This window comes from Thermococcus henrietii (assembly GCF_900198835.1).
Classification (GTDB): Archaea; Methanobacteriota_B; Thermococci; order Thermococcales; family Thermococcaceae; genus Thermococcus; species Thermococcus henrietii.
In genome coordinates this window covers 1,216,110-1,238,882 of record NZ_LT900021.1, presented here as the reverse complement: position 1 = coordinate 1,238,882, position 22,773 = coordinate 1,216,110, and the positions used below count along the sequence as shown (strand labels likewise).

General features: G+C 55.8%; 23 protein-coding genes. 13 read left to right on the top strand and 10 right to left on the bottom strand.

Annotation, left to right across the window (positions count from 1 at the left end; all coding sequences use genetic code 11):
• Window positions 1-16 precede the first annotated feature (16 nt).
• The 7 genes from CS910_RS06925 to CS910_RS06895 are packed head-to-tail and all read right to left on the bottom strand — an operon-like array spanning window position 17 to window position 5,945.
• Entirely contained in the window at window positions 17-850 is an 834-nt protein-coding gene (locus CS910_RS06925; RefSeq protein ID WP_099210601.1) for a helix-turn-helix transcriptional regulator, read from the bottom strand.
• Window positions 851-874: 24 nt separating this feature from the next.
• Window positions 875-2,029 (bottom strand): hypothetical protein, encoded by a 1,155-nt coding sequence (locus CS910_RS06920; RefSeq protein WP_145955376.1) that lies wholly within the window; start codon window positions 2,027-2,029, stop codon window positions 875-877.
• Window positions 2,030-2,084: 55 nt separating this feature from the next.
• Complete coding sequence (locus CS910_RS06915; protein ID WP_099210597.1) at window positions 2,085-2,357, bottom strand: hypothetical protein; 273 nt, start codon at window positions 2,355-2,357, stop codon at window positions 2,085-2,087.
• A 4-nt stretch (window positions 2,358-2,361) separates the two neighbouring features.
• A complete protein-coding gene (locus tag CS910_RS06910) occupies window positions 2,362-3,114 on the bottom strand; it encodes a sulfite exporter TauE/SafE family protein (RefSeq protein WP_099210595.1) in 753 nt (250 codons plus the stop codon).
• A 31-nt stretch (window positions 3,115-3,145) separates the two neighbouring features.
• Window positions 3,146-3,910, bottom strand: a complete 765-nt coding sequence (locus tag CS910_RS06905; RefSeq protein WP_099212459.1) for a sulfite exporter TauE/SafE family protein — start codon at window positions 3,908-3,910, stop codon at window positions 3,146-3,148.
• A gap of 27 nt (window positions 3,911-3,937) precedes the next feature.
• Window positions 3,938-4,933 (bottom strand): M42 family metallopeptidase, encoded by a 996-nt coding sequence (locus tag CS910_RS06900; protein ID WP_099210593.1) that lies wholly within the window; start codon window positions 4,931-4,933, stop codon window positions 3,938-3,940.
• Window positions 4,934-4,943: 10 nt separating this feature from the next.
• On the bottom strand, window positions 4,944-5,945 hold the full coding sequence (locus CS910_RS06895; RefSeq protein ID WP_099210591.1) for a 2-hydroxyacid dehydrogenase: 1,002 nt from the start codon (window positions 5,943-5,945) through the stop codon (window positions 4,944-4,946).
• 118 nt (window positions 5,946-6,063) lie between these two features.
• Between CS910_RS06895 and proS the strand changes: the two genes are divergently transcribed.
• From proS to CS910_RS06880, 3 genes are all read left to right on the top strand, one after another.
• Window positions 6,064-7,515 carry a proline--tRNA ligase gene (proS, locus tag CS910_RS06890; protein ID WP_099210589.1) on the top strand — a complete coding sequence of 484 codons (1,452 nt, stop codon included), beginning with the start codon at window positions 6,064-6,066 and terminating at the stop codon, window positions 7,513-7,515.
• 24 nt (window positions 7,516-7,539) lie between these two features.
• Window positions 7,540-9,144 (top strand): carbamoyltransferase family protein, encoded by a 1,605-nt coding sequence (locus tag CS910_RS06885; RefSeq protein ID WP_099210587.1) that lies wholly within the window; start codon window positions 7,540-7,542, stop codon window positions 9,142-9,144.
• A 99-nt stretch (window positions 9,145-9,243) separates the two neighbouring features.
• A complete protein-coding gene (locus CS910_RS06880; RefSeq protein WP_099210585.1) occupies window positions 9,244-10,413 on the top strand; it encodes a pyridoxal phosphate-dependent aminotransferase in 1,170 nt (389 codons plus the stop codon).
• Here CS910_RS06880 and CS910_RS06875 read toward each other — a convergent pair.
• A complete protein-coding gene (locus CS910_RS06875) occupies window positions 10,410-11,066 on the bottom strand; it encodes a metallophosphoesterase (protein WP_099210583.1) in 657 nt (218 codons plus the stop codon). The two genes, CS910_RS06880 and CS910_RS06875, sit on opposite strands and share 4 nt — an antisense overlap.
• A gap of 129 nt (window positions 11,067-11,195) precedes the next feature.
• Here CS910_RS06875 and CS910_RS06870 point away from each other — a divergent pair, with 129 nt between their 5' ends.
• Window positions 11,196-11,408, top strand: coding sequence for a hypothetical protein (locus CS910_RS06870; RefSeq protein WP_099210581.1), 213 nt, complete (start codon window positions 11,196-11,198; stop codon window positions 11,406-11,408).
• A gap of 45 nt (window positions 11,409-11,453) precedes the next feature.
• Here CS910_RS06870 and CS910_RS06865 read toward each other — a convergent pair whose 3' ends face one another.
• A complete protein-coding gene (locus CS910_RS06865) occupies window positions 11,454-12,671 on the bottom strand; it encodes a methionine adenosyltransferase (protein WP_099210579.1) in 1,218 nt (405 codons plus the stop codon).
• A 327-nt stretch (window positions 12,672-12,998) separates the two neighbouring features.
• Here CS910_RS06865 and CS910_RS06860 point away from each other — a divergent pair, with 327 nt between their 5' ends.
• From CS910_RS06860 to CS910_RS06840, 5 genes are read left to right on the top strand one after another with little or no spacing between them, the layout of a single operon-like run.
• Window positions 12,999-13,619 (top strand): translin family protein, encoded by a 621-nt coding sequence (locus tag CS910_RS06860; RefSeq protein WP_099210577.1) that lies wholly within the window; start codon window positions 12,999-13,001, stop codon window positions 13,617-13,619.
• Window positions 13,612-14,193: an endonuclease V gene (locus CS910_RS06855; RefSeq protein ID WP_099210575.1), complete on the top strand. Its 582-nt coding sequence runs from the start codon at window positions 13,612-13,614 to the stop codon at window positions 14,191-14,193. The genes CS910_RS06860 and CS910_RS06855 overlap by 8 nt, the downstream gene beginning before the upstream one ends.
• Window positions 14,190-14,825, top strand: coding sequence for a DUF120 domain-containing protein (locus tag CS910_RS06850; protein WP_099210573.1), 636 nt, complete (start codon window positions 14,190-14,192; stop codon window positions 14,823-14,825). The genes CS910_RS06855 and CS910_RS06850 overlap by 4 nt, the downstream gene beginning before the upstream one ends.
• The gene (locus CS910_RS06845) at window positions 14,822-15,364 is read left to right on the top strand and encodes a hypothetical protein (RefSeq protein ID WP_099210571.1); all 543 of its coding nucleotides are present in this window, start codon (window positions 14,822-14,824) and stop codon (window positions 15,362-15,364) included. Before CS910_RS06850 ends, CS910_RS06845 begins: the two co-directional genes overlap by 4 nt.
• 44 nt (window positions 15,365-15,408) lie before the next feature.
• Window positions 15,409-15,618 carry a PRC-barrel domain-containing protein gene (locus CS910_RS06840; RefSeq protein ID WP_099210569.1) on the top strand — a complete coding sequence of 70 codons (210 nt, stop codon included), beginning with the start codon at window positions 15,409-15,411 and terminating at the stop codon, window positions 15,616-15,618.
• Here the strand turns inward: CS910_RS06840 and CS910_RS06835 are convergent.
• Window positions 15,615-17,078 (bottom strand): DHH family phosphoesterase, encoded by a 1,464-nt coding sequence (locus CS910_RS06835; protein WP_099210567.1) that lies wholly within the window; start codon window positions 17,076-17,078, stop codon window positions 15,615-15,617. The genes CS910_RS06840 and CS910_RS06835 overlap by 4 nt on opposite strands.
• A gap of 105 nt (window positions 17,079-17,183) precedes the next feature.
• Between CS910_RS06835 and CS910_RS06830 the strand changes: the two genes are divergently transcribed.
• From CS910_RS06830 to CS910_RS06815, 4 genes are all read left to right on the top strand, one after another.
• Window positions 17,184-18,920 carry a DUF2226 domain-containing protein gene (locus CS910_RS06830; protein WP_317450601.1) on the top strand — a complete coding sequence of 579 codons (1,737 nt, stop codon included), beginning with the start codon at window positions 17,184-17,186 and terminating at the stop codon, window positions 18,918-18,920.
• Window positions 18,921-19,079: 159 nt separating this feature from the next.
• Window positions 19,080-19,946, top strand: coding sequence for a DMT family transporter (locus tag CS910_RS06825; protein WP_099210563.1), 867 nt, complete (start codon window positions 19,080-19,082; stop codon window positions 19,944-19,946).
• Window positions 19,947-20,203: 257 nt separating this feature from the next.
• Window positions 20,204-20,770 carry a CBS domain-containing protein gene (locus tag CS910_RS06820; protein WP_099210561.1) on the top strand — a complete coding sequence of 189 codons (567 nt, stop codon included), beginning with the start codon at window positions 20,204-20,206 and terminating at the stop codon, window positions 20,768-20,770.
• An 80-nt stretch (window positions 20,771-20,850) separates the two neighbouring features.
• Window positions 20,851-22,743: an ABC transporter substrate-binding protein gene (locus tag CS910_RS06815; protein WP_099210559.1), complete on the top strand. Its 1,893-nt coding sequence runs from the start codon at window positions 20,851-20,853 to the stop codon at window positions 22,741-22,743.
• Window positions 22,744-22,773 lie beyond the last annotated feature (30 nt).

Below are 22,773 nucleotides of genomic sequence, written 5' to 3'. Positions count from 1 at the left end.
GGATATAACGTTTTCTCTAACGCTTCAACTCCACCCAGTTCTCTTTCCTCCCCCGGATGATTCTCACGAGTCCCTTCTCCTCGAGGCGCTTGAACATCCTCCAGGCGGTTGTCTTCGGAATGCCGAGCGCGTCCCTTATCTCCGCCTGACTGGCCCGTCCGCCGTGCTCCAGCAGGTACTTCAGCGCAAGCTTTTCCTCCTCCCTCAGCTCGTCGCTTTCAAGGGCCTCTTCAATGGGGTCAGCTTTGGTCTCACCGCCATCGTTTCCGGACCGGTTCCTCCGCCATATGAAAAACACTCCTCCGACAAGAACAGCCCCGCCAAAGGCCAGGAGGACTTCGGGGGCACCGCTTTTCTGGTTCTTGCCAGTTGGGGGGTTTTCAATGATGTAGGAGACGCTCTGGTTGCCCGGAGGCATCGTTATGGAGGTTCCGTTTATTCGAAGGGGGATATCGCTCAAATCAACGATGACGGCACCATCGGGGAGGACAACCTCAAAGGGGACCTCGGAGGAGAAGTTAACCGTCCAGACTATTCCCCTCTTGGAGGTGAGGTCGGGGGTGTAGTAGGAAATCCTAACGAGCTCAGCATTTCCGGGATAAATCAGAAGGGACCCGTTGGTCTCCTGGAAATCGATGGGGTTTCCCCGGGAGTCCTCAACGATGATGTCTTGGGCGTGTTCGGTAACCGGCACGATTAGCGGTTCGGTGTAGTTATTCGGCACTATCGAAATTTCCACCTTGACGTAACCGTCCTCGTAAACGAAGAGCTTTACGGTCTCCTGGGCGAGGACCGGGGAAGCCAGCAGAAGCAGTGCGAAGACGAGCGCCGTGCATCGAAGCCTTCTCATTCCTCCACCTCCAAAATGAAAGGGTCAGGAGTGCGCGTTGATGAAGGCTTCCACCTCCTTCAGGAGGGTGACGGCGGCCTCGAAGTGTTCTTTCGCCTTCTCGGGCTGTCCGGTGCGGAGCAGGCGGATTCCGAGCTTGTATTCGTTCATTGCGCTCCTCAGCTGAACTTCCGCCTTCGAGACGTCAACGCCCTCGCGCTTGAGCTTCATGAGCTCCCTGCCGTCGTGGATTATCCTCTCGTGGAGTTCCTTGAGCTTCTCGAAGTTCCCTTCCCACTTGAAGTGGCCCCTTGCCATGGTCCTTCCCCTTGTGAGCGTCATCTGGAACTCCTTGACCACGTCCCTCTTCTCGATTATGAGGTTAAGGGCTTCGTCCCACCTGCCCTCGTCCGCGAGGGTCTTGACGCTCGTGTAGAGCTCAAGGAACGCGGTGTAGGTCTCGTTCAGCTCCGGGTTCGGGTTCTCGCTCAGGGTCCTGTTGGCGAGCTGGATTGCCCTCTCGCCCTTCACGAGAAAGCGCTCAACCACTTGCTCCGCATTCTGGTGGAGCATCTGGAGCCTCAGTTCCTTCAACGCGGAGTCGAGCTCGGCCTTCTTCTGGAGGGCAACCTCGTAGTCTTCCCTTGCCTTCGTCATGTTTCCAGAGCGTACGTCCTCCATTACGAGCTTGAACGCCTCAAGGGTCTCGTTGTATAGTTCCCTCGCCTCGGTGACGTTTAGTCCCTTCTCACCGGCAACGTTGATGAGCCTCTCAGCGTAGCGCAGGTAAGCCCTGGTTCTCTCGACCTGAGCCCTGAACTGGGCCTCCACGTTGGCACCGGCTCCCTTCATCGGTGCTCCAATCTCCGACAGCACGAGCCGGTAGTAGTGCATCGCCATCAGCGCGTCCACCATGGAGGCGTTGTAGTTCCCCGCCTGGAACTCGCTCAGGGCTTTGTTGTAGTGTTCCTCTGCTAAGGTTAGGTACGTCGAGTTCGTCATGTTCTCGGGAACCTTCGCCTCGGTGACCTCGGCGAGCCTCTTGAGGTTGTCTATGAGTTTCTGGGCGACGACCTTCTCCTGCGGAACCTCGTTTGTCTCAGTGGTGGAGTTCTCTGACCCGCTCGCGAGGGCGAAGGGCACCACGCTCCCCACGAGCAGGGCCGTCAGTATTACCACGAGTAACTTCCTCACGGCCATCACCGTCCCCCTCTTGGGGGCCCGAATATTTTAGGGTCGCGGTGGAACGCGCGTTTCAAATCGTTCCTTTTTCCTCAAGCTCTTTGGCCAAGAGCGCAACGGTCAAGATGCCCTCAAAGATGCTCCCAAAGTTCGGAACCTCCCCGAACTGGGCAAACAGCGTCCCGTAGCGCGGGTGCCACGCATCGACCTGCTTCCTGTTTTTGGCGGTTATGATGTAAACGACCCACTCTCTCTCCTCGAGCCACTCAACGAGCTTCCAAGCGTCGGCCATGTCTTTGACCTCAAGGCCGAACTTCTCGCGAACCTTCTCGACGAGCTCCTCCATGTTATCACCTCAAACCGCTCACTATCATCCTCAAAGCCAGGATTACCATCACAATCGCGAAGGCCCTCTTTAGGGAGGACGCCTTAACCCTCTCCGCGAGCCTCGCGCCGAGCTGTGCCCCGATTATCAGGCCGGGCACGAGGAGGACGAGCCAGTGGAGTTCAACGTTACCCAGCATATAGTGCTTGAGGGCGCTACTCGCGGAGGTGAACACTATGGCAAAGCTCGAAGTCGCGACGGCATAGTGCATTGGCATGCCGAGCCACACGAGGAATGGTACGTTGATTATTCCGCCACCAACCCCCAGGAGACCGCTGGCAATCCCCGAGAAAAACCCGCCGATTGGAACGAGGCGATAGTCAATTTTTACCTCTGAAACCGCCAAATCACCCAGCTCCGCGGTTTCCTTCGTGTAAATCCTGTAAGCGACGAACAGGAGGGTCACACCGAAGATTACCTTGAGCTCACCGGGGGTCACGTAGGTTGTCATGACAGCCCCAAGGTAGGCTCCGATGATGGCAGGAATCGAAAGCAGGACGCCTGTCTTGTAGTGAATCATTCCCCTTCTCGAGTAGGCTATCGTCGAGCTGAGGGCCGTGAAGACCACTGCCGCGCTCGAAGTCCCGACGGCCTGGTGAATGCTGACGCCAAGGATGTTGAGAACCGGAACGAGGACGAAGCCACCGCCTAAGCCGAAGAGGGCAGAAACGATTCCAACAGTTACACCCACGGCGAAGTAGAGGGCGTAATTGCTCATGGGAAAAAGTTAAGGGGGCCTCTTAAAAACCTCACGGAACCGCGAAGCCGAGACCCTTGAGAATCATCCTCAGGGCCAGGAGGAACATCACGACGGCGAAGGCCTTTTTCAGACTGCTCGCCTTCGTTCTCTTGGCTATTCTGGCCCCTACCTGCGCCCCCAGTATTAGACCCGGCACGAGGAGGACGAGCCACTGCGTCTCCACGTTGCCCATCGCGTAGTGCTTGAGAGCTCCTGCCGTTGCGGTGAAGACAATCGCGAAGCTTGAGGTTGCGACGGCGTAGTGAATTGGCAGGCCGAGGTAGGTCAGGAAGGGCACGTTGATTATTCCGCCACCAACGCCGAGCAGACCGCTCGCGATTCCCGCGAAGAATCCACCGACCGGAACGAGCTTGTAGTTCACCCTAACGTCCTCGAGTTTGACCTCGCTCGGCTCGGCAGTCTTTTTCCTGTATATCCTGACGGCGACAACGATGAGCGCTAGCCCGAAGATGACCTTCAGCTGGGAGGCGCTGATGAACGATGTGAGCCATGCCCCTATGTAGGCGCCTATGACGGCGGTCGAAGCCAGCAGAAGTCCGACCTTGTAGTGTATCCTCTTCTGCCTTGAGTATGCAATAGCCGAGCTAAGCGAAGTGAAAACAACCGCCGCGCTGGAAGTTCCTACCGCGTGGTGCATCTCGACGCCGAGCAGGTTGAGGGTTGGCACTATCAGGAAGCCCCCTCCGAGGCCGAACAGTGCCGCGAGGATTCCAATGAAGACACCGACAGCGAAGTAGCCGAGGTATTTCAGCATCGTCACACTCCTCCACCAAATGGTTGGCTACAGCTCGAAGGTTATGGCCTCAATCAGCTTTATCAGTGCCTCGAGGTCGCCGAGATGGAGCGTCTCGACCTCGCTGTGGAGGTACTTCATCGGGACACTCAAAGCCAGAACCTCGCTCTTGTGCTGAAAGGCGGAAGCATCAGTTCCACCGCCCGTAACTCCTACCTGGAGGGGAATCCCGTTGCGCGAGGCTATCTCCGCCACTCTTCTCGCCAGCTTCCTCGTGTAGATGGCCGAGTTGTCCACGGCCCTTATGACGGCTCCTCCACCGAGCCTGACATCGCCGGTTAGCTCCGCACAGCAGGCGAAGGAATCCACTGCGAAGGCGTACTTCGGCGAGTAGCGCTCCGCGAGGAATTTGGCACCCTTAAGCCCGACCTCCTCCTGAACGGTGAAGGCGAAAATCCACCTGCCGTCCAAATCGTGGTCGACCAGGTCCTTTATCGCCTCAATCAGTGCCACAACCCCGAAGCGGTCGTCGAGGGAGCGGGTCGAGACGTAGCGGTCGTTGAGAACCGCGAAGTGCTTCTTGAAGACAGCATAATCGAGGACTTTGACGCCGAGCTTCTCGGCCTCTTCACGGTTTTCAGCCCCGATGTCTATCGCTAGTTTGCTCCACGGAACGGTGTCAAACTTCCTCTCGAGGTTGAGATGAACCGGAAGTGCTCCAATAACGCCGTCGAGCTTTCCGTTCTCGGTTACAACGTCGAGGTGCCTGCCGTAGAGCAGTCTGTCGTCTATCCCGCCAACTTTCCTGAAGGTGAGCTTCCCGTCGGGCCTTATTCCGGTAATCAGAAGCCCTATCTCGTCCATGTGGGCCATGAAAATGCCTTTCAGCTCGCCTTCGCCGAGTTCAACTATGAGATTGCCGATTGTATCGACGGTGTAGTCGGCGTAGGGTTCGAGCCACTCGCCTATCTTCTCCCTGACCTTTTCCTCGTAGCCGGAAATTCCAGGGATAGCTGTTATCTCCCTCAATTCCTCGACAAGCATTCAAACCACCTCAGAGCATCTTTACTTCCTCAGGCGGACGAACCTTCAGGACTTCGCGATTCACGAGCGTCTCCGGAACCTCACCGCGCAGAACGGCCAGAAGGTTTCTTACGGCCTGGAACCCCATGTCCTCCATAGCCTCCTTCGAGAGGCCGGCGTAGTGGGGCGTTAAAACAGTCTCCCACTCGTAGTCGAAAAGCTCGTGCTCCTGAACCGGCTCGTTCTCAAAGACGTCGGTCGCGTAGCCCTTCAGCTTACCATCTTTGAGGGCCTTAACGAGGGCCTCTTCATCGACGAGGGTTCCGCGCCCGATGTTCACCAGATACTTCCCCTCAAGAAGCTTCAGCCTATCCTCGTTGATGATGTGATAGGTTTCCTTCGTCGCTGGGAGGGCTAAAATCACGACCTCGCTCTCCCTCAGCACGTCATCAAGGGGAAGGTACCTCGCACCAACTTCCTCCTCGATATCGGGCTTCCGCGAGCGAGACCAATAGAGTATCTCCGTCCCCATCGCCTTCATTCTCCGCGCTATTGCCTTTCCTATCGCCCCCATACCGAGGATTCCAATCTTTTTGCCGTAAACCGTCTCGATGCCCTTGAAACCGCTCCAGACAGTCCTGTGGGAGTCCCACTTTCCAGAGCGAATGAACCTGTCGGCGTAGGCTATTTTTCTCAGAAGCGCTACAGTTAAGCCGACGGCGAACTCCGCCACCGCCTCGCTGAGAACACCGGCCACTTTGGTGACGTAGATTCCCTTCTTGGTTGCAGTCTCGATGTCAACGTGGTCGTAGCCGGCCGAGTGACAGCTTATGACCTTCAGCCTTTCAGCTTTCTCAAGGACTTCGCCTGGAACCGGGTTGAGCGGGGAAACTATCAGCCCGTCGTACTTCCCGATGACCTCTTTAAGCTCCTCAACGCTCGGGTAGAGGATAACGTCAACGTCCGCCCATTTCTTGAGTTCCTCAAGGGGTTTGCTCTTCATCTTGAAGAGGACGGCCACCTTCGGCCTCATGTTATCACCTTAAGATGTCTATCGAAACGTCCCTAATAAGGTTTCCGGCTGGACGAATGTCAAGCCCGGCCCGAGAAAGCTTAAAAACTCCTTCCAGTTCTCCCTTTAGGTGGTGCAGATGGGGAAGGTAAAGCGTGAGAAGTGGAGCAACGAGTTCAGCGAGTGGTACAACGAGCTTCTCGAAACGGCAGGAATTATCGACAAGCGCTACCCGGTCAAGGGAATGAACGTCTGGCTTCCGTACGGGCTGAAAATCATGCGTAACATCGAGGCATTCATAAGGGCCGAGATGGACAGGACCGGGCACGAGGAAGTTCTGTTTCCGGCGCTCATTCCTGAAACCGAGTTCCAGAAGGAGGCTGAGCACATAAAGGGCTTCGAGGACGAGGTTTACTGGGTAACGCATGCAGGTCTCGACCCCCTCGACGTCAGGCTCATTCTGAGGCCCACGAGCGAAACTGCCATGTACTCCATGTTCTCCCTCTGGATTCGCTCCCACGCGGATTTGCCCTTCAAGGTCTACCAGATAGTCAACGTCTACCGCTACGAAACCAAACACACGAGGCCGCTCATTCGGGTCCGCGAGATAAGCCGCTTTTTTGAGGCCCATACTGCCCACGACAGCTTCGAAGATGCCGAGAGGCAGATAAAGGAGGACCTTGAGATATTCGACCGCCTCGCGAAGTTCTTAGCTTTACCCTACATAATCTCCAAGAGACCCGATTGGGACAAGTTCCCCGGTGCCTTCTACTCGCTCGGCGCCGAGATAATGATGCCCGACGGGAGGACGCTCCAGATAGGTACGATGCACAACTACAAGCAGAACTTCGCCAAGGCCTACAACATCCAGTACGAGACTGAGAGTGGCGACCACGAGTATGCCCACCAGACGACCTTTGGAATGAGCGAGCGCCTTTTAGCGGCGGTCATAGCGGTTCACGGCGATGACAGCGGAATGGTTCTCCCGCCGACGATAGCGCCGATTCAAGTCGTTATCGTGCCCATTCCGAAGAAAGACGCGAGCGTTGACGTCTTCGCCTACGCGAGGGAAATTGCTGAAGAGCTGAGGAAGGCCGGCTTCCGCGTCCACGTTGACGAGCGCGACATAAGGCCGGGGAGGAAGTACTACGACTGGGAGCTGAAGGGCGTTCCCCTCCGCATAGAGGTCGGCCCGAGGGACGTCGAGGGAAGGAAAGCCGTCCTCGCGAGGCGCGACACCCTCGAGAAGGTAACCGTCGAGCGCGATGCCATCGTCGGGGAAGTGAAGAAGACCCTCGACGCGATTCACGAAAACCTCTACAACCGCGCCAAGGAGTTCCTTGAGAGTCACATCAAGCGCGTTGACACTATTGAGGAAGCCAAGGCCGTCTTCGAGGACAGGCGCGGCATAGTCGAGATTCCCTGGTGCGGTGACGAGGAGTGCGGGCTTAAAATGGAAGAGGAGCTTGACGCGAAGATGCTCGGAACGCCTTACCCGGAGGAGAAGGCCAGAGAGGGCATCGAAGGCAAGAAGTGCCCGGTCTGCGGCAGGGAGGCGAAGTTCGTGGCGAGGTTCGCGAGGACCTACTGATTCTTTTCCCTTTTGGTGGTTTCCATGATTCTCGGAGTCCACGACGGCCACGACGCCGGGGCGGTTCTGATAGACGGCGAGAGGATTTTCGCGGTGAACGAGGAGCGCTTGAACCGGGTCAAGAAGTACAGGGGCTTCCCCGAGCTGAGCATCAAGGCCGTTCTCGAGATGGCAAACGCTGACCCGGAGGACGTTGAGGTGATAGCCGTCGCCGGGATTTTCAGAAAGCAGAAGCGCCTCATCGAGCTTGAAAGAAGGTTGAAGGCCATCTTCGGCCCGGAGTTCAAGAGGAAGGTCCTCTTCATCGAGCACCACCTCGCCCACTCTGCATCGGCCTACTACACCTCAGGCTGGCGCGAAGCTTTAGCGGTTAGTATCGACGCGGCTGGAGACGGTCTAAGCTCCTCGATTTACGTGGCGAGGGACGGTGAGATGATTAGGATAGCCCAGAGCACATACATAGACTCCCTCGGCGATTTCTATGCCTCGGTTACGGAGCTTTTAGGATTTAAGCCGATGCGCCACGAGGGAAAGGTGATGAGCCTCGCCTCCTACGGACGGCCGACCTACGATTTGAGCGCGATAATCGAGCTGAATGGACTGACCTTTGACAACCACCTCAAGGTCATCGGCGTTGAGGCGACCAAAAGGCTGGCCGAGTTCTTCGGCTATCCCCTCTCAAGGGCGAAAGAAATTGCCAACCAGATGAAGCGCGGAAAGCTCGACGGCGAACTCCAGAGGAAGGCCATTGAGATAGCGGCGAGCGCTCAGAGACACCTTGAGAAGCTCCTCGAGGAGCTCGGCGTTAAGCTGAGTTCGAAGGGCCTTCCTTTAGCCTACGCCGGTGGTGTTGCCCAGAACGTCAAGGCCAACGCGGTTTTGAGAAAAATCTTTGGAGACGACAATCTCTGGGTCTTTCCCGCGATGGACGACGGGGGATTAGCTTTCGGCTCCGCGATATTCGTCAGAGCCCAGCTCGAGAGGCTCGACGGAAGATGGAAGCCATTCAAGCTCAAACACGTCTACCTCGGCCCGTCCTACGGGAGGGCTTACGTTGAGGAGTTCCTGAGAAAAGAGGGGCTCGAGTTTGAGGAAGTCAACGAAAAGTTCGTTGCCGATATTCTTAGCGAGGGGAAACTCGTCGGCTTCTTCCAGGGGGCGATGGAGTTCGGACCGAGGGCCCTTGGCAACCGCTCGATTCTGGCCAACCCCTCCGACGAGAGCGTCAGGGGGAGGCTCAATCTGGCGCTCAAAAGGGATGTCTTCCAGCCCTTCGCGCCATCTCTGCTCCGGGAGAAGGCTGAGGAATACCTTGAAGACCTCGAAGGCAGGCCGAACGAGTTCATGACGATGAGCTACACCGCAAGCGAAGAGTTCCAAAAGCTCGCTCCGGCGGTCGTTCACGTGGACGGCACGACGAGGCCTCAAGCAGTGAGGAAAGAGGTGAACCCGAGCTACTATGAAATCATCAAGGCCTTCGAGAAAAAAACTGGCATCGGGGCCGTTCTGAACACGAGCTTCAACATGCACGGTGAACCAATAGTCTGCTCACCGGAGGACGCGCTAAGAACGTTTAGAAAGGCTGAACTGGACGTTCTGGTAGTTGAGGGGTTCACAGTGTTTGGCTGAACCCTTTAAGACTTTAACGTCCATATCAGCACTTCGATGTCCATCTTTTCGGTGAGGTAAGGTTATAAACATCGCCGAGAAGGAAGAGCGGTGAGGTTCATGGCGCTGAGCGACAGACTCGAACTCGTCAACCCTTCTGAGATTAGAAAGCTCTTCGACCTTGCCCAGGGCGTTGAGGGTCTCATATCACTTGGAATCGGCGAACCTGACTTCGACACGCCGGAGCATATAAAGGAGTACGCCAAGGAGGCCCTTGACAAGGGCATGACTCACTACGGCCCGAACGCAGGCCTGCCGATGCTCCGCGAGGCTATAGCGAGGAAGCTTAAGGAGCAGAACGGCATCGAGGCCGACCCGAAGAGCGAGATAATGGTGCTCGTCGGGGCGAACCAGGCTTTTATTATGGGCCTTGCAACGTTCCTTAAGGACGGGGAAGAAGTCCTCATCCCGAGTCCGATGTTCGTCAGCTATGCCCCGGCCGTTATTCTCGCCGGAGGAAAACCGGTTGAGGTTCCGACCTACGAGGAGAACGAGTTCCGCCTTTCCGTTGATGACCTTGAGAAGCACGTGAGCGACAAAACCAGGGCGCTCATCATAAACACCCCGAACAACCCGACCGGCGCGGTTCTGACTAAGAAGGACCTTGAGGAGATTGCGGACTTCGCGGTTGAGCACGACCTCATCGTCTTCAGCGATGAAGTTTACGAGCACTTCGTCTACGACGGCGTCAAGAACCACAGCATAGCATCTCTCGACGGCATGTTCGAGCGCACGATAACCATAAACGGATTCTCCAAGACCTTCGCCATGACCGGCTGGCGCCTCGGCTTCGTCGCGGCCCCGGCTTGGATAATCGAAAAGATGACCCGCTTCCAGATGTACAACGCCACCTGTCCGGTTACCTTCGTCCAGTACGCCGCCGCGAAGGCCCTCGAGGACGAGAGGAGCTGGAAGGCGGTCGAAGAGATGAGGAAGGAGTACGATAGGAGAAGGAACCTCGTCTGGAAGCGCCTCAACGAGATGGGTCTCCCAACGGTGAAGCCCAAGGGGGCCTTCTACATATTCCCGAGGATTAGGGACACAGGCCTAACCGACAAGGAGTTCAGCGAGCTCATGTTGAAAGAAGCCAGGGTCGCGGTCGTTCCGGGCTCGGCCTTTGGAAAGGCCGGCGAGGGGTACATAAGGATAAGCTACGCAACAGCTTACGAGCAGCTTGAGGAAGCGATGGACAGGATGGAGAAGGTTTTGAGGGAGAAAAAGCTCGTCTAAAGCTTTTCGAGCTCGACGTTTTTCACCCTTTTCTCCCCCTCCTCAAACTCAACTACCGTGTAGTACCCCCTGAAGAGAGGGCCGGGGTTCACGATGACCGTCTCCCCAACCCTGTCAACGCTCCTCGCCTCGTGGATGTGGCCCGTGATGACAAGCGGTGGTTGCTTCTCCTCGATGAACTCCCTCAGCGCGGAACTCCCAACGTGGAGACCCGAGTGGACGCGGTCGGCCTTCGTGTCTTTCGGTGGAACGTGGGAGAGGATGACATCGCCGGGATGGTAGTTCCTCAGCAGGATTTCGCGGATTTCGCCCTCGCTGAGCTCCCAGATTGTGTTGAAGGGCGTTATGTTTGAGCCTCCAACTCCAACGAAGCCAACTCCGTTGAGCTCCCTCCTCCTGTCGTGAATCCATATTCCGAGTTCGTCGAGCAACTCCGGAACGTCCCTGCCGTCGCAGTTGCCGTGAACCGAGAGTATCGGAACGCCGGTTTCAATGAGGGGCTGGAGAACCTTCCGGGCTGTCTCTGCCCCGGAGAAGTGGGTTATATCGCCCGCTATTAGGAGGATATCCGGCCTCTCCCCTGCGATTAGTCCGGCGAGCTTCCGGCTCATCTTCACGTTGCCGTGAAGGTCTGTTATCGCGACGAGCCTCATTCCTTTCACCCCCCGTAACCGGGAAGACTCGATACGCTTAAGCTTTACTTCGCTGATTGACGAAATCAACTTTAACGTTCACCGAAAACCTTATAAGGTTTAGGGCCCCCTAATGGAGTAGGTGATACCATGGAGAGGGTTAAGTCAATCCTCCAGAGGAGGCTTGAGGTCGTTAAGAAGAGGAAGGAGCTCCTCGTCCTTGAGGAGGCAAGGCTCGTTAGGATGGCCAAGCAGAAGAAGGATGTGGCCGTCAAACTCGCGAAAGTTAAGAGCGAGAAGCTCGCCATAATGGAGGAAGAAGCCAAACTCCTCAGGGCCCTGAAGCAGAGCGCCCCCTACTGATTTCTAAACTTTTGGATTCCCGAAACAGTAGAAGAAAAGAGGAATTCAGAAGACGTTCAGCTTGTCGTCGAGAATCATCTTCTGTATCTTGGTTATGTTGGCGAGCCACTCGTCAGCAATCTCGTAGGCGGGCTTCTGGAGGACATCGATTGAGTATCCCTTCTTCGGGATTATCTGTATGCTCGCAACGAGGGGCTCGTCGATGGGCTTTCCTATCTGGCTCAGAATCCTGACGTAAACCTCCTCGACGCCCTCAACCTGCTCGGCGATGTCGTTGGCTATAAGCATCGAGAGGAGGTTGTAAATCTTTCCAACATGGCTGACAGGGTTCTTACCGGCCGCGGCCTCCATGCTCATGTGCCTGTTCGGGGTGATGAGGCCGTTGACACGGTTTCCTCTACCAACGCTACCGTCGTCGCCTGCCTCGGCGCTCGTTCCGGTGACGGTGATGTAGTAGATTCCGTTCTTCGGGTCGTCGGCGGTGTTGACGTAGATGTTGACCTTCCTCTCAGTGTGAGCCTCGACTATCTCCTTGGCCTTCTGGTAGATGGCCTCCTTAACGGCCATGTACTCGTCCGGATTGGCGACCTCGCTGTCAACTATGGCTGCAGCTATGGTGAGGTCAATCTCGTCGCCCTTCCTGAGGCCCATGACCTTGATGTCCTCGCCAACCGCCGGCCACTCCCTCTTGAACTCGTCGCTGTTGAGAACCTTCTCGGTCTCGAGGACTATCTTCTCCGTCTCGCTGAGCGGGGCGTAGCCGACACCGAAGCTGGTGTCGTTGGCGAGCGGAATCGGGTTCTCCTTGGCCTTGTTGAAGACTCCAACGAGGTCAACGCTTCCCTGGCCGATGCGAGAATCGATGACGACGTGGTTCTCGATGTCGAGGTGTCTGACGGCCTTCCTGAGGTAGTCCTTCGCGGCCTTTATCGCTATCTCGTGAACCGGGAAGAACTCGCGGTCAACCATCTCAACGGCCCTTCCGGAGAGGAGGATGTAAATCGGCTTGATGACCTCACCGCCACCGAACTGAGGGTAAGCCCTACCGCCAACGACCTCGACCTGGTCAGTGTTGTGGTGGAGGATTATGCCGTATCTCTTGATGTACTCCCTGCTGAGGGCCCTGCTAACGGCCTCGGCTATGCCATCGGCTATGCTGTCGGGGTGGCCGATGCCCTTCCTCTCGACGAGCTCGACCTCCTGCATCTCGACCGGAGTCCTGACGAGCTCCTCAACGACGATGTTCCTAACCTTCTCAGCCATGAGCGTCACCACCTTTCCTTTTAGCAAGGCCCGCTTCGGTGGAACGCTTATATAATTTTCGGCATGAATTAGGAAAACTAACATTCCTGAGGGTTATTAACTTCGAAAGCCTTAAAATTTTGGCCGAAGAATTTTCTACGACGGTCCCGCCCGGTTGGCCCGCCGGACGGAGTGGGCTGAGCCTTCGATGAAGTCCCGTGGACGATGCCGGGCGGACAGGGCCCGCCTCCTCCGGACCGCCTGAGGATGGCGACGCCTTCGATGATGGTGGGGGATGGGCCGGGCCCACATTTTTAAGTCCGTTCTCCAACTTCCTCTGGTGGGAACATGGAGATAGAGGAGATAATGGAGTCAGTCAGGAAAGTTCTCGACGAGAAGGATTCCCTGAGGGAGGAGGCGCTCAAGGTCACGAGAGAAATAGTGCGGCTCAGCGGGGACGCCGTCAAGGCCGTCCACCGGAACGAGTTAAACCTCGCGGAGGAAAGGCTGAGCGAAGCCGGAAAGCGGGTGGAACTGTTGAGGGAGACGCTGAAAAACCATCCGGACCTCTACTACTCCGGCTACGTTCAGACCGCCCATCAGGAGTTCGTCGAAGCGTCCCTTCTTCTCAGCTACGTTCGCGGAAGGTCCTATCCAACTCCCGGTGAGCTCGGTGTCCCCGAGACGGACTACGTTCTCGGCGTCGGGGACTTCATAGGTGAGCTCAGAAGGTACTTCCTCCACAGGCTCCTTGAGGGAGACCTCGACACCGCCGAGACGGTTTACCGCGAGATGGAGAGGGTTTACAACGCCCTCATAACGCTGGAGTATCCAAAGGGACTTGTTAACGTGAGACAGAAGCAAGACCAGGCCCGCTACGCCCTGGAGAGAACCCTCGAAGACCTCACGAGGGCCAAGCTCAACAGGGGCCTTGAGGAGAAACTTGAGAAGGCCATAAAGAATGACTGAATTAAAGAATTACATAATCACCGAAAAACTCAAAAAGATAGCCGAGCTCCAGAGGAGGCTCTCAAGAAGGATAGTCGAGAGACCGCTCGACCTCAGCAGGGTGAAGACCGTTGGGGCGGTTGACGTCTCCTACCGGGGAGACAATGCCGTCTCGGCCCTCGTAATATGCACCTTTCCAGAGCGCGAGCCAATCGAGACGAGAACGGTTAGGGTCAGGGTAGCTTTTCCTTACATCCCCACCTATTTCTTCCTCAGGGAGACGATGCCCGTTTTGAAGGTCGTCAAAAACGCGGACTTCGACGTTCTTCTCGTGGAGGGGCACGGGAGGGCGCACCCTCGGGGCTACGGGCTGGCCTCTCACATCGGGCTAATCCTCGGAAGGCCCGTCATCGGCGTGGCGAAGAGACCGCTCCGCGGTGTGTCGGAGAACCTCTATGAAAGGGTAGGAAAAGCTTATGTAAGCGTTGGACATCTGGTCGATTTGAGGTCTGCCGTTGAGGTCGTGAAGGCGCTTGGCGAAGGCTATCCAAAACCTCTCAAGCTTGCCGATAAGCTCTCGAAGGTGAGAAGATGAAGAACGTAAAACTCCTCGTTTCCCTCGCGAGAAGGGGAGCGATTGGAAAGATGAGAAGGGTCACCGTGAGGGAGCTCGCCGATGAGCTCGGAGTCTCACCCCAAACCGTTTTGAGGCTCTTTGTAGAGATGGAGGAAGAGGGATTAATCGAGAGAAAGGTGGAGGGCAAGAAGACCCTCATCGAGGTGACACCCGAGGGCGCGAGCTTCCTCCAGAGGCTCTGCGACGAGATTTCAAAGGCCCTCTCGACCGGCGTGATTGTCGGGGAGGTCGTTTCAGGCCTCGGGGAGGGTGCCTACTACGTCAGGCAGTACGCGCCCCTGATTAGGGAGTACCTCGGCTTTGAGCCCTATCCCGGAACGCTGAACGTCCGAGTTCTCTTTCCAAAGACGGTCTTCGATGCCCTCTGCAACGCGAGACCCGTTATAATCCCAGGGTTTACCAAGGGGGGGAGGACCTTCGGTGACGTCAAGGCTTACCGCGTGAGAATTGACGGCGTGGAGGGGGCGATTGTGATACCCTCAAGAACAGTCCATCCCCCTAAGATTGCCGAGATAGTGGCTCCGGTAAACCTGAGGGAAAAGCTCGGCCTCAACGACGGTGACAGGATAAGGATTGAGGTGATAGAATGAAGACAAACGCAAACGTAGGGGCAACCCTAACTTTCGCCGGGCTGGGTGCCTTCTTCGGCTTCCTGCTGGCGGTCTTCGCATACGGACCCTATGAGAACCAGCTCTTCGCCTACGGAATCTATGTAGGGCTCATCATCGGAGCCATTCTCGGCATAAGGGCCGACGAAGAGTGGAACTTCAGAACGTCCGCCGTTTCGTTCGTCCTCGGCGCGGTCGTGACGCTCGCCCTCGCCCTCTGGTGGGCGAACATGGGGATAAACGCGACCTTCGCCAACGTGATGCTCGGAGTTGTCCTCGGGATGAGCCTTTTCGTTAAGCCAACGAACTTCACGGACGCCCTGATAAGCCCAGCGACTTACCTCGGCGGGGCATCGACGGTCCTGCTACTCCTGAAGAACTACGGCCCATTGCAGTCAGTCGAGCATGGGGTCACATCAATAATTATAGTCACCGGCAGTGCAATGGCGTTCACCTTCTTCGGGGCACTCGGCAGGTGGGGCTTCGAGAAGTTCAGGAACTTCGGCAGGAAAGGCAAGTAGCAACGCTTAAATATGCTCATTGATAACCTAAGGCGGTGATTGAAATGGTGATGCGGCTCTCAAAGCTTTACGGCAAGCAGATTTACAACACGAAGGGCTACTACGTTGGTTACGTTGATGAGGTTTTAATCGAGATTGACAGGGGGATGGGAAAAGTCCTCGCCCTCGTTCTGCCCGGGGAAAAGGTCGGGGTTCCCTACGACCGCGTCACGGCCATCGGGGACATCGTCCTCGTCAAGGCCAAGGAGGATTAACCCTCTTTCACCTTTAATGCCTCCAAGAACCTTTCCGTGACGGCTTCTTCCACGAGCTTCAGCAGGGAGTTCTTATCCTTGGCGAGCTTGAAGATTCCGAGGCTTATCCTCGCGCCGCCAGCCCGGGCGTGTCCTCCTCCGCTTCCAAGCTCTCCGAAGGCCTCTTTCATCACCGCGCCGATGTTTACCCTGACGTCCCTCGTCCTGGCGGAAATCTCAATCTTGTCGTCCACTATGCCAAAGACGAGGACCGTCGTTATGCCCTCCAGGCGGAGGAGAAAGTCAGCGGCTTCCGCAAGGGCATCGCGGTTTGTTATGAAGCCCACGTTGCTTATTATGACGTTTTTGTAAATCCTCCGGTGCATTATTGCCCTCGCAAGAATTTCAGCCGTTTCGGTGCTTATGTCGGGGTGCTCAATCTTGTCAAGGAGCTCGTAGTCAACCTTACCCGCCAGAAACTCTATCGCCTTGAGGTCAACGGGGCTCAGCTTCGAGAACTTCTTCGTGTCTATGTAGATTCCATAGAAAAGGGCGGTTGCCAGCGGTGGTGAAACCGAGATGTTAAGGCCCCGAAGATACTCTACCAGGATGGATGAAGCGGAGTTAACGTCCGGCCGAATGTCCAGGAAAGCATCGTCGGGGATTACGTCAGATAGATGCTGGAGTATTTGATGGTGGTCTATGACGATTTTAATTCTCTCGTAGTCTGAGCTCTCAAGGATTGTGAGGTTTCCGTTAGGCTGGCAATCAACGAGGGCGATGAAAGGATAGCGTCTGAGTTCATAGGAGCCCCTCGAAACGCGCGTTACCTCAATCCCTAAGAGGTTCACAAAAGCCCTGTTCTCGTGGTGGGTTATCTCGCCCCCATGGACTATTTTGGTCTTGAATCCAAGGGTCTGTGCTATGAGGCTCAGTGCGGCGGCGCTTGCGAGGGAATCCGGGTCCGGATTGTCATGCATGACTATGAGGAGGGAGTCCCCCTCGTTTTTCAGTTCACGGAGCTTCTTCACGAGCAGGTTGACGTTCTTCTTCTCCCCTATTTGTTTCACTATCCCGATAAGAGCGTCCCGTAGGGCAGTTCTTGGAGAGATTGCGTAATCAACCTTAACATCGGCTTCAAAGCTCTCCCGTATGCTCTCCATGAGGTCCTCTAAACCCATGTCATCCGGGAGAACCGTTAGGATTGGAACTTCCTTGTTGTTGGTTCTGATTACGTAGACCGTTTTCTTGATTGTATCCACGTCCATCGTCGTTATAATTACGAGCTCGGACTTCTCAACACCCGCCTTGAGGAGCGTGGCCGTGTATGAAAAATCACCTTGAACGACATGAAAACCGCTCTCCTCAAGGGCCCGGGCACGGATTTCATCCCTCTCCACGATGACAACGTCAAATTCTCCTTTGAGGGCCTCCGCTATCGAGCGTCCAAGGGCCCCTCCTCCGAGGATGAGGACTCTCATCAGCATCACCCGCTTTCTGCACAACAATGTTTAAATAGGGGCTTTGATATACTAAGCCGTGAATTCCTTCCGAGTTCTTTAAGCGGATAGAGATATATATAGCTAATGGTGGTGGAGATGCAGCTACCGGACAAGGCACCGCTCGTCGAGAACGCCGTAGTGACGTCGGCGGGCGAGCTCACCGAACTAGTGAAGAAAGCCCTCAGTGAGGGCAAGGGAGCCTTCCTTAAAATATTCGCCAAGGACAAGAACGCCAAGTACTACGTAACGGTTCTCTTCGACAGCTCAAAGGTGCTGGCCGTAGAATGCCTTGTGGTTGACAATAAGCAAACGCTAGTTGGAGAGGACGCCGTCAACCTTCTAAAATCCCTGCTCGGCAGGCCGATGGTCGTTGACGTTTACTCCCTCGACGAGATTGAAATGAAGCTCTCAATAGCCGAGAACCTTGACGTTTACTCCGAGACTCCAAAAATACCTCTAGATGAATTCTTCTCAGGCGGAGCAGCCCAACCACCCGAGATTGAGGTCCCCAAACAACAGCCAGCGCCAGAGGAGAAGCTAAAGAAGAAAGAACCTGAAAGAACACCCGCGCCCCAAACTCCTCAAAAAACCTCAGAGGAACCCGTCCCACAGCAGGCTCCAGTTCAGAAGCCCCCAGCAAAGCCCACCAAGAGCGGTGAGCCTGAAGTTGTGGTTAATTTCGTAGGTGGGAGACTCCCCGAGGAAGCCTTCAAGAAGTACGCAGAGAACATAATCAAAGAGGCCGGTAGGATAAGGGGCGTTTCAATAAACAGGATAGAGTTTGACGCAAACGTTGGTGAGGGCGTGGTTTACCTTAACGTCCACGTTTACGGAAGCTCAGAGAGCACGGACAAGAGAAGCCTCGAGATAGCCGAGAAGAGATTGTTCCACATCGTCAGCAAGCACGCGCCCATAATCCTCAGAGAGGCCGAGTATAAGCCCATACTCAGGGACATAAGCGTGGTTCTCAACGGCGAGGAGGCAAGGCCACAGGAGATAGTCGAGAAGGACAAGAAGAAGACAGGAGCCGTAACGAAGGATGGAAGGATTCAGCTTTCGGTCCTTGAAGACGTCTGGCCGTACTTCAGCAACTTCGCGAGGACCGTCGTCAAAGAGCTTGAAACCGCGGGAATTAAGGTTAACAAGGCGTACTTTGACGTGAAGGGGAGAAGGGAGCTCGAAATAAACCTTTCAATAGCCGTCGAGAGTCCCTTCGATAAGCCCACAACAGAGAAGACCATCAGGACAATCCTCAGCAGACACGCCAAACAGCTATCAAGCTCAATAAACCGCTACATCACGGTTCATAACGTTGAGCTCGAGCTGGTGGAAAAGCCGATAACCAGGCCGGTGTCCACGAAGAAGCCCGTGGCAAGTGGAAAGGCAGCCGAGATACTAGCCAAGAAGGAACTCCTTGAGAAGGAAGTTGAAAAGCTCCTAAAGGAGGCAGGAATAGACGAGCTTGCCCCGCTAACTGAAGTGAAAAAGAAGGAGGCCGAGGAGACCCTGCTGAGAAGCAGGATAGAACCGGCGATAGAAGCCCTCAAAAACAGGGTTCATGCCGAGCTCAAACTCATCCCCAGGGTCACCTTCAAGTGGCTCAAGCTCAACCACGAGATTCAGGGCTCTACGGTCTACGTTGATATCGAGGCCTCTTTCGTCAAGGAAAGTGTCGGTGGTCTTTTCGGCGCCTACTCCGGCGTCTCCGACGATAGGATAAAGAAGGACATAACCGAGACAATACACAGGATAATCCGCGATGTCTCAAGCGAATACAGCGTTGCAATAAGGCCAAGGAACGTTAACGTAATTCTCCGCTGACCTTTCTATTTTCAGCACTCAAGATCGTCATCATCCTGACGTCAGCCCTGCCGAGGTCATCATCGCCGATAGTTGGCGCGTGATTATTAAGGCCTTTTTCATACTTTCATCTAAACGTTAAAGCGCTAATTTTTTAAGGCTTCACCGTGAGCGAGAACCATGCAAACGCTAATCCTCGGAGTCCTCCTCGCCCTCGCGTCGGCCTTCTCATGGGCCTCATCAACAATACTCGTCAGGGTAGGGCTGAGAAGGCTCTCCCCCATAGGGGCCAACATATTCAGGCTCTACGTCGCCTCAACTCTCTTCCTGCTCATATTCGCGCTCACAGGAAACCTGAGCGTCTTTAAGCTCCCCGCAAGGTTGCTCATCTTAGCCTTTATATCCGCCCAGTTCGGCTTCGTTATCGGCGACTACTTCTACTTTAACGCCCTGAAGAGGATGGGCGTCTCGAGGACCGTGCCCATAACCTCAACATACCCGCTCTGGGCAATCCTGTGGGCGATGCTCTTCCTCGGCAGGAGCGTCAAGCCCCACGTAATCATCGGAGCAGTTCTCGTCGTTCTGGCGATAATAATCGTCAAGAGGGCCGAGGAAGAGGAGCACGCCGACAGGCTCGGCTTCATCTTCGCCTTCGTGGCTCCAATCTCGTGGAGCGTCGCCATAACGATAATGGACTACCTGACGAAGAGCATACCATCGCTCCAGCTGGCGGGAGTTAGAATGGTCTTCGCGGCCCTTGGGGTCTCGGTTTTCCTCCCGAGATACGGGGAGGAGGTGAGGAGGATAAGCAGGAGGGAAGCCCTAGTTCTCGTCGGTGCGGCGGTTCTCGGCCTAATCCTCGGCCAGTACCTCTTCGTCTACTCGGTCTCCCTCGTTGGCTCGCCGATAGCCGCTCCCGTCTCGGCAATAAACCCGATAATAGCGTCCCTGCTCGCGGTTCTCCTGCTGAAGGAGAAGCCGAACGCGAGGATATTCGAGGGACTCATCTTAGCGGTCCTCGGCGTGATTCTCATATCCATCGGCTAAAGCTTTTAAGTCCCCCGTCCTATTCTTAACCGCCGACAGCGAGGGGACAATTCGTCTCCTCGCACGGGCTCGGTTTTCCCGCCTCCGCGAGGCAGTCGGGTTCGATGAGCGGAGCGTGCTCACGCCGAGCCCACAGGGCCGGGAGCATCCACCCGCGTGAGCGAATGAGCGCGGGCCTCTGTGCCCGGCCCACAATTCGACGCCCTTCTGAGGAAGGCTTATAACCCCTTAGCCGGTTTAATAACCGGTGGTTATTTATGGTGGTCATCCCCCGGCCGATTGACCCCAGGGAAATCAAGCGAATTCGAAAGGAGCTCGGCATAACGCAGGAGGAGCTCGCCAGAAAAGCCGGCGTAACGCAGGCTTACATAGCGAAGCTCGAGGCCGGTAAAGTTGACCCGAGGCTCTCAACGCTGAATCGAATCCTCCAGGCCCTCCTTGAGTGCAAGAAGGCCCAGCCTCGAGCGAAGGACGTTATGTCCTCACCCGTAATCTTCGTCAAGCCCTACGAGAAGGTTGAGAAGGTCATCAAGCTGATGAACGAGCACAACATCTCCCAGATTCCCGTCGTTTCTGGAAACAAGGTGGTTGGCTCTGTAACAGAGAGAACCCTCGTGAGGCAGAGCCTCGAATACGAGGACATCTACGATTGCAAGGTCATGGAGGTAATGGAGGAGCCCTTCCCGATAGTCAACGAGGACGAGGATTTGGAGGTTGTTAAATACCTCCTCGAGGACAACCCGGCGGTTCTCGTCCAGAACAGGGAGGGCAAGATAGTCGGAATCATCACGAGGGTTGACCTCTTCAGAGTCGGCCGGACTTGAGTCCCTCCCACAACTTTAAAAACCCCTCCTTCTCAACATCCCTGGACATTTAATCCGGACAAAACGTCCAGGTGATAACCATGAAGAAAACCGCACTCTTCGTCGTCCTGCTTTTGCTTGGGGCCGTTGTAGCGACGGGCTGTATCGCCTCAAATGGAAGTACGAGTCCCACCTCATCCCCCTCGGCCATATCTAGCGCCACACCGACCAGCTCAACGACGAGCCTCCAAACCTCGACCTCAACGACGACTTCAAACACGGCCCAGATGGAGAAGAGCTACTACCCGATAACGGTCAAGGACTTCGCGAACAGGACGGTTACAATCAAGGGGGAACCCAAGCGCGTCGTTTCCCTCGCACCGGCAATTACAGAGGACCTCTACTACCTCGGCCTTCTCGATAGGGTCGTCGGAGACACCGGTTACGAGGACTGGCCTCCAGCCGTTAAGAACATAACTTCCGTCGGTGGCTACGGAGCCTACGCAAGCCTTGAGAAGATAGCGAGCCTCAAGCCCGACCTGATTATAGCCGACAACGCCGTCCTCTACAAGAAGGGCTACCTTGAGGACCTCGAGAAGATTGCGCCGGTTATAATCGTGGCCCCCAAGAGCCTCGACGAGATACCCAGGGCGATAGAGCTCCTCGGCAAGGTCTTCAACAGGGAAGATAAGGCCAAAGAGGTCATCGACGAGTTCAACGCCAAGGTCGATGCAATGAAGGAGCTCATGAAGGACCAGCCGAAGGTCAAGGTCTTCTACGTCGTCTGGAACAAGCCCCTCATGACCGCCGGCGGAAACACCTTCATAAGCGACGTCATCAGCATCGCCGGTGGTGTGAACATCTTCAACGACACCAAGAACTGGCCTCAGGTCAGCCTTGAGGAGGTTCTCGCAAGGAACCCGGACGTCATAATACTCACCCCCCACTGCGGTATGACCGTCGAGGAAGCCTACAAGCTCTTCGCCGGAACCAACGCGGTGAAGAACGGCCATGTTTACATGATTGAGAACGAGAACGACCTTATCCACCCGAGCCCGAGGCTAATCCGCGGAATCGAGACCATGGCAAGAATCCTCCACCCCGACGCCTTCAAGACCAGGTACCCGCTCACGATTAAGGACATGGCCAACAGGACCGTCACAATCCCGAAGGAGCCCCAGAGGATTGTCTCACTCGCCCCGAGCATCACCGAGACGATATTCTACCTCGGAGCCGGTGACAAGCTCGTTGGCGTCACGAAGTACGCAGACTGGCCCCCGGCGGTTAAGAACATCACCAAGGTCGGTGGCTACGGAGCCTACGCGAACCTTGAAGAGATTGCAAAGCTCAAGCCGGATTTAATCATAGCCGACAGCGCGGTCTTCTACAAGAAGGGGTTCCTTGAGGACCTCGAGAAGATTGCACCGGTGGTAATCGTCGACCCGAAGAGCATCGATGGAATCTACCAGCAGGTTGAACTCCTCGGAAAGGTTCTCAACAGGGAGGAGCAGGCTTCCCTCGTCGTGGCGGAGATGAAGGCCCAGATAAGCTACATCGAGGGGCTCGTCGCCAACGCGAGCAGGCCGAGCGTGATGTACCTCGTCAGCACCTACAACGGCTACTGGATAGCCGGAAAGGACACCTTCGCCGACAGCATAATCCGGATTGCCGGCGGTAAGAACGCCTTCGAGGACGTTACCGGCTGGAAGGCCGTGAGCGAGGAAGAGGTTGTAGCGAGAAACCCCGACGTGGTGATTATAGCCTCGGCCTACGTTGACCCGAAGATATTCTGCTCAGGCCCGCTCTCGACGATAAAGGCGGCAAAGGCCGGAAAGGTCTACACCGTGAGCGACCCCAACGTCTTCCAGAGGCCAAGCCCGAGGATTGTGCTGGCAATCAAAGAGATGGCAGAACTGCTTCACCCAGAGCTCTTCAAGTACCAGCCGCAACCCCTCGTCTGCTCCACCAACACGACGGCCAACGCGACCGGCTAATTTTTAAGCTCCGTTCCCTTTTCTTTTCCG

Excerpts from the sequence above, each read along its gene's own strand:
- CS910_RS06900 (WP_099210593.1), bottom strand. The coding sequence starts at position 4,933 with ATGCTTGTCGAGGAATTGAGGGAGATAACAGCTATCCCTGGAATTTCC.
- CS910_RS06830 (WP_317450601.1), top strand. The coding sequence starts at position 17,184 with ATGGTGGTGGAGATGCAGCTACCGGACAAGGCACCGCTCGTCGAGAAC.
- CS910_RS06885 (WP_099210587.1), top strand. The coding sequence starts at position 7,540 with ATGATTCTCGGAGTCCACGACGGCCACGACGCCGGGGCGGTTCTGATA.
- CS910_RS06865 (WP_099210579.1), bottom strand. The coding sequence starts at position 12,671 with ATGGCTGAGAAGGTTAGGAACATCGTCGTTGAGGAGCTCGTCAGGACT.
- CS910_RS06905 (WP_099212459.1), bottom strand. The coding sequence starts at position 3,910 with ATGCTGAAATACCTCGGCTACTTCGCTGTCGGTGTCTTCATTGGAATC.
- CS910_RS06835 (WP_099210567.1), bottom strand. The coding sequence starts at position 17,078 with ATGAGAGTCCTCATCCTCGGAGGAGGGGCCCTTGGACGCTCGATAGCG.
- CS910_RS06870 (WP_099210581.1), top strand. The coding sequence starts at position 11,196 with ATGGAGAGGGTTAAGTCAATCCTCCAGAGGAGGCTTGAGGTCGTTAAG.
- CS910_RS06880 (WP_099210585.1), top strand. The coding sequence starts at position 9,244 with ATGGCGCTGAGCGACAGACTCGAACTCGTCAACCCTTCTGAGATTAGA.
- CS910_RS06875 (WP_099210583.1), bottom strand. The coding sequence starts at position 11,066 with ATGAGGCTCGTCGCGATAACAGACCTTCACGGCAACGTGAAGATGAGC.
- CS910_RS06860 (WP_099210577.1), top strand. The coding sequence starts at position 12,999 with ATGGAGATAGAGGAGATAATGGAGTCAGTCAGGAAAGTTCTCGACGAG.
- CS910_RS06910 (WP_099210595.1), bottom strand. The coding sequence starts at position 3,114 with ATGAGCAATTACGCCCTCTACTTCGCCGTGGGTGTAACTGTTGGAATC.
- CS910_RS06850 (WP_099210573.1), top strand. The coding sequence starts at position 14,190 with ATGAAGAACGTAAAACTCCTCGTTTCCCTCGCGAGAAGGGGAGCGATT.
- CS910_RS06825 (WP_099210563.1), top strand. The coding sequence starts at position 19,080 with ATGCAAACGCTAATCCTCGGAGTCCTCCTCGCCCTCGCGTCGGCCTTC.
- CS910_RS06820 (WP_099210561.1), top strand. The coding sequence starts at position 20,204 with ATGGTGGTCATCCCCCGGCCGATTGACCCCAGGGAAATCAAGCGAATT.
- CS910_RS06915 (WP_099210597.1), bottom strand. The coding sequence starts at position 2,357 with ATGGAGGAGCTCGTCGAGAAGGTTCGCGAGAAGTTCGGCCTTGAGGTC.
- CS910_RS06925 (WP_099210601.1), bottom strand. The coding sequence starts at position 850 with ATGAGAAGGCTTCGATGCACGGCGCTCGTCTTCGCACTGCTTCTGCTG.
- CS910_RS06845 (WP_099210571.1), top strand. The coding sequence starts at position 14,822 with ATGAAGACAAACGCAAACGTAGGGGCAACCCTAACTTTCGCCGGGCTG.
- CS910_RS06815 (WP_099210559.1), top strand. The coding sequence starts at position 20,851 with ATGAAGAAAACCGCACTCTTCGTCGTCCTGCTTTTGCTTGGGGCCGTT.
- CS910_RS06920 (WP_145955376.1), bottom strand. The coding sequence starts at position 2,029 with ATGGCCGTGAGGAAGTTACTCGTGGTAATACTGACGGCCCTGCTCGTG.
- proS (WP_099210589.1), top strand. The coding sequence starts at position 6,064 with ATGGGGAAGGTAAAGCGTGAGAAGTGGAGCAACGAGTTCAGCGAGTGG.
- CS910_RS06855 (WP_099210575.1), top strand. The coding sequence starts at position 13,612 with ATGACTGAATTAAAGAATTACATAATCACCGAAAAACTCAAAAAGATA.
- CS910_RS06895 (WP_099210591.1), bottom strand. The coding sequence starts at position 5,945 with ATGAGGCCGAAGGTGGCCGTCCTCTTCAAGATGAAGAGCAAACCCCTT.
- CS910_RS06840 (WP_099210569.1), top strand. The coding sequence starts at position 15,409 with ATGGTGATGCGGCTCTCAAAGCTTTACGGCAAGCAGATTTACAACACG.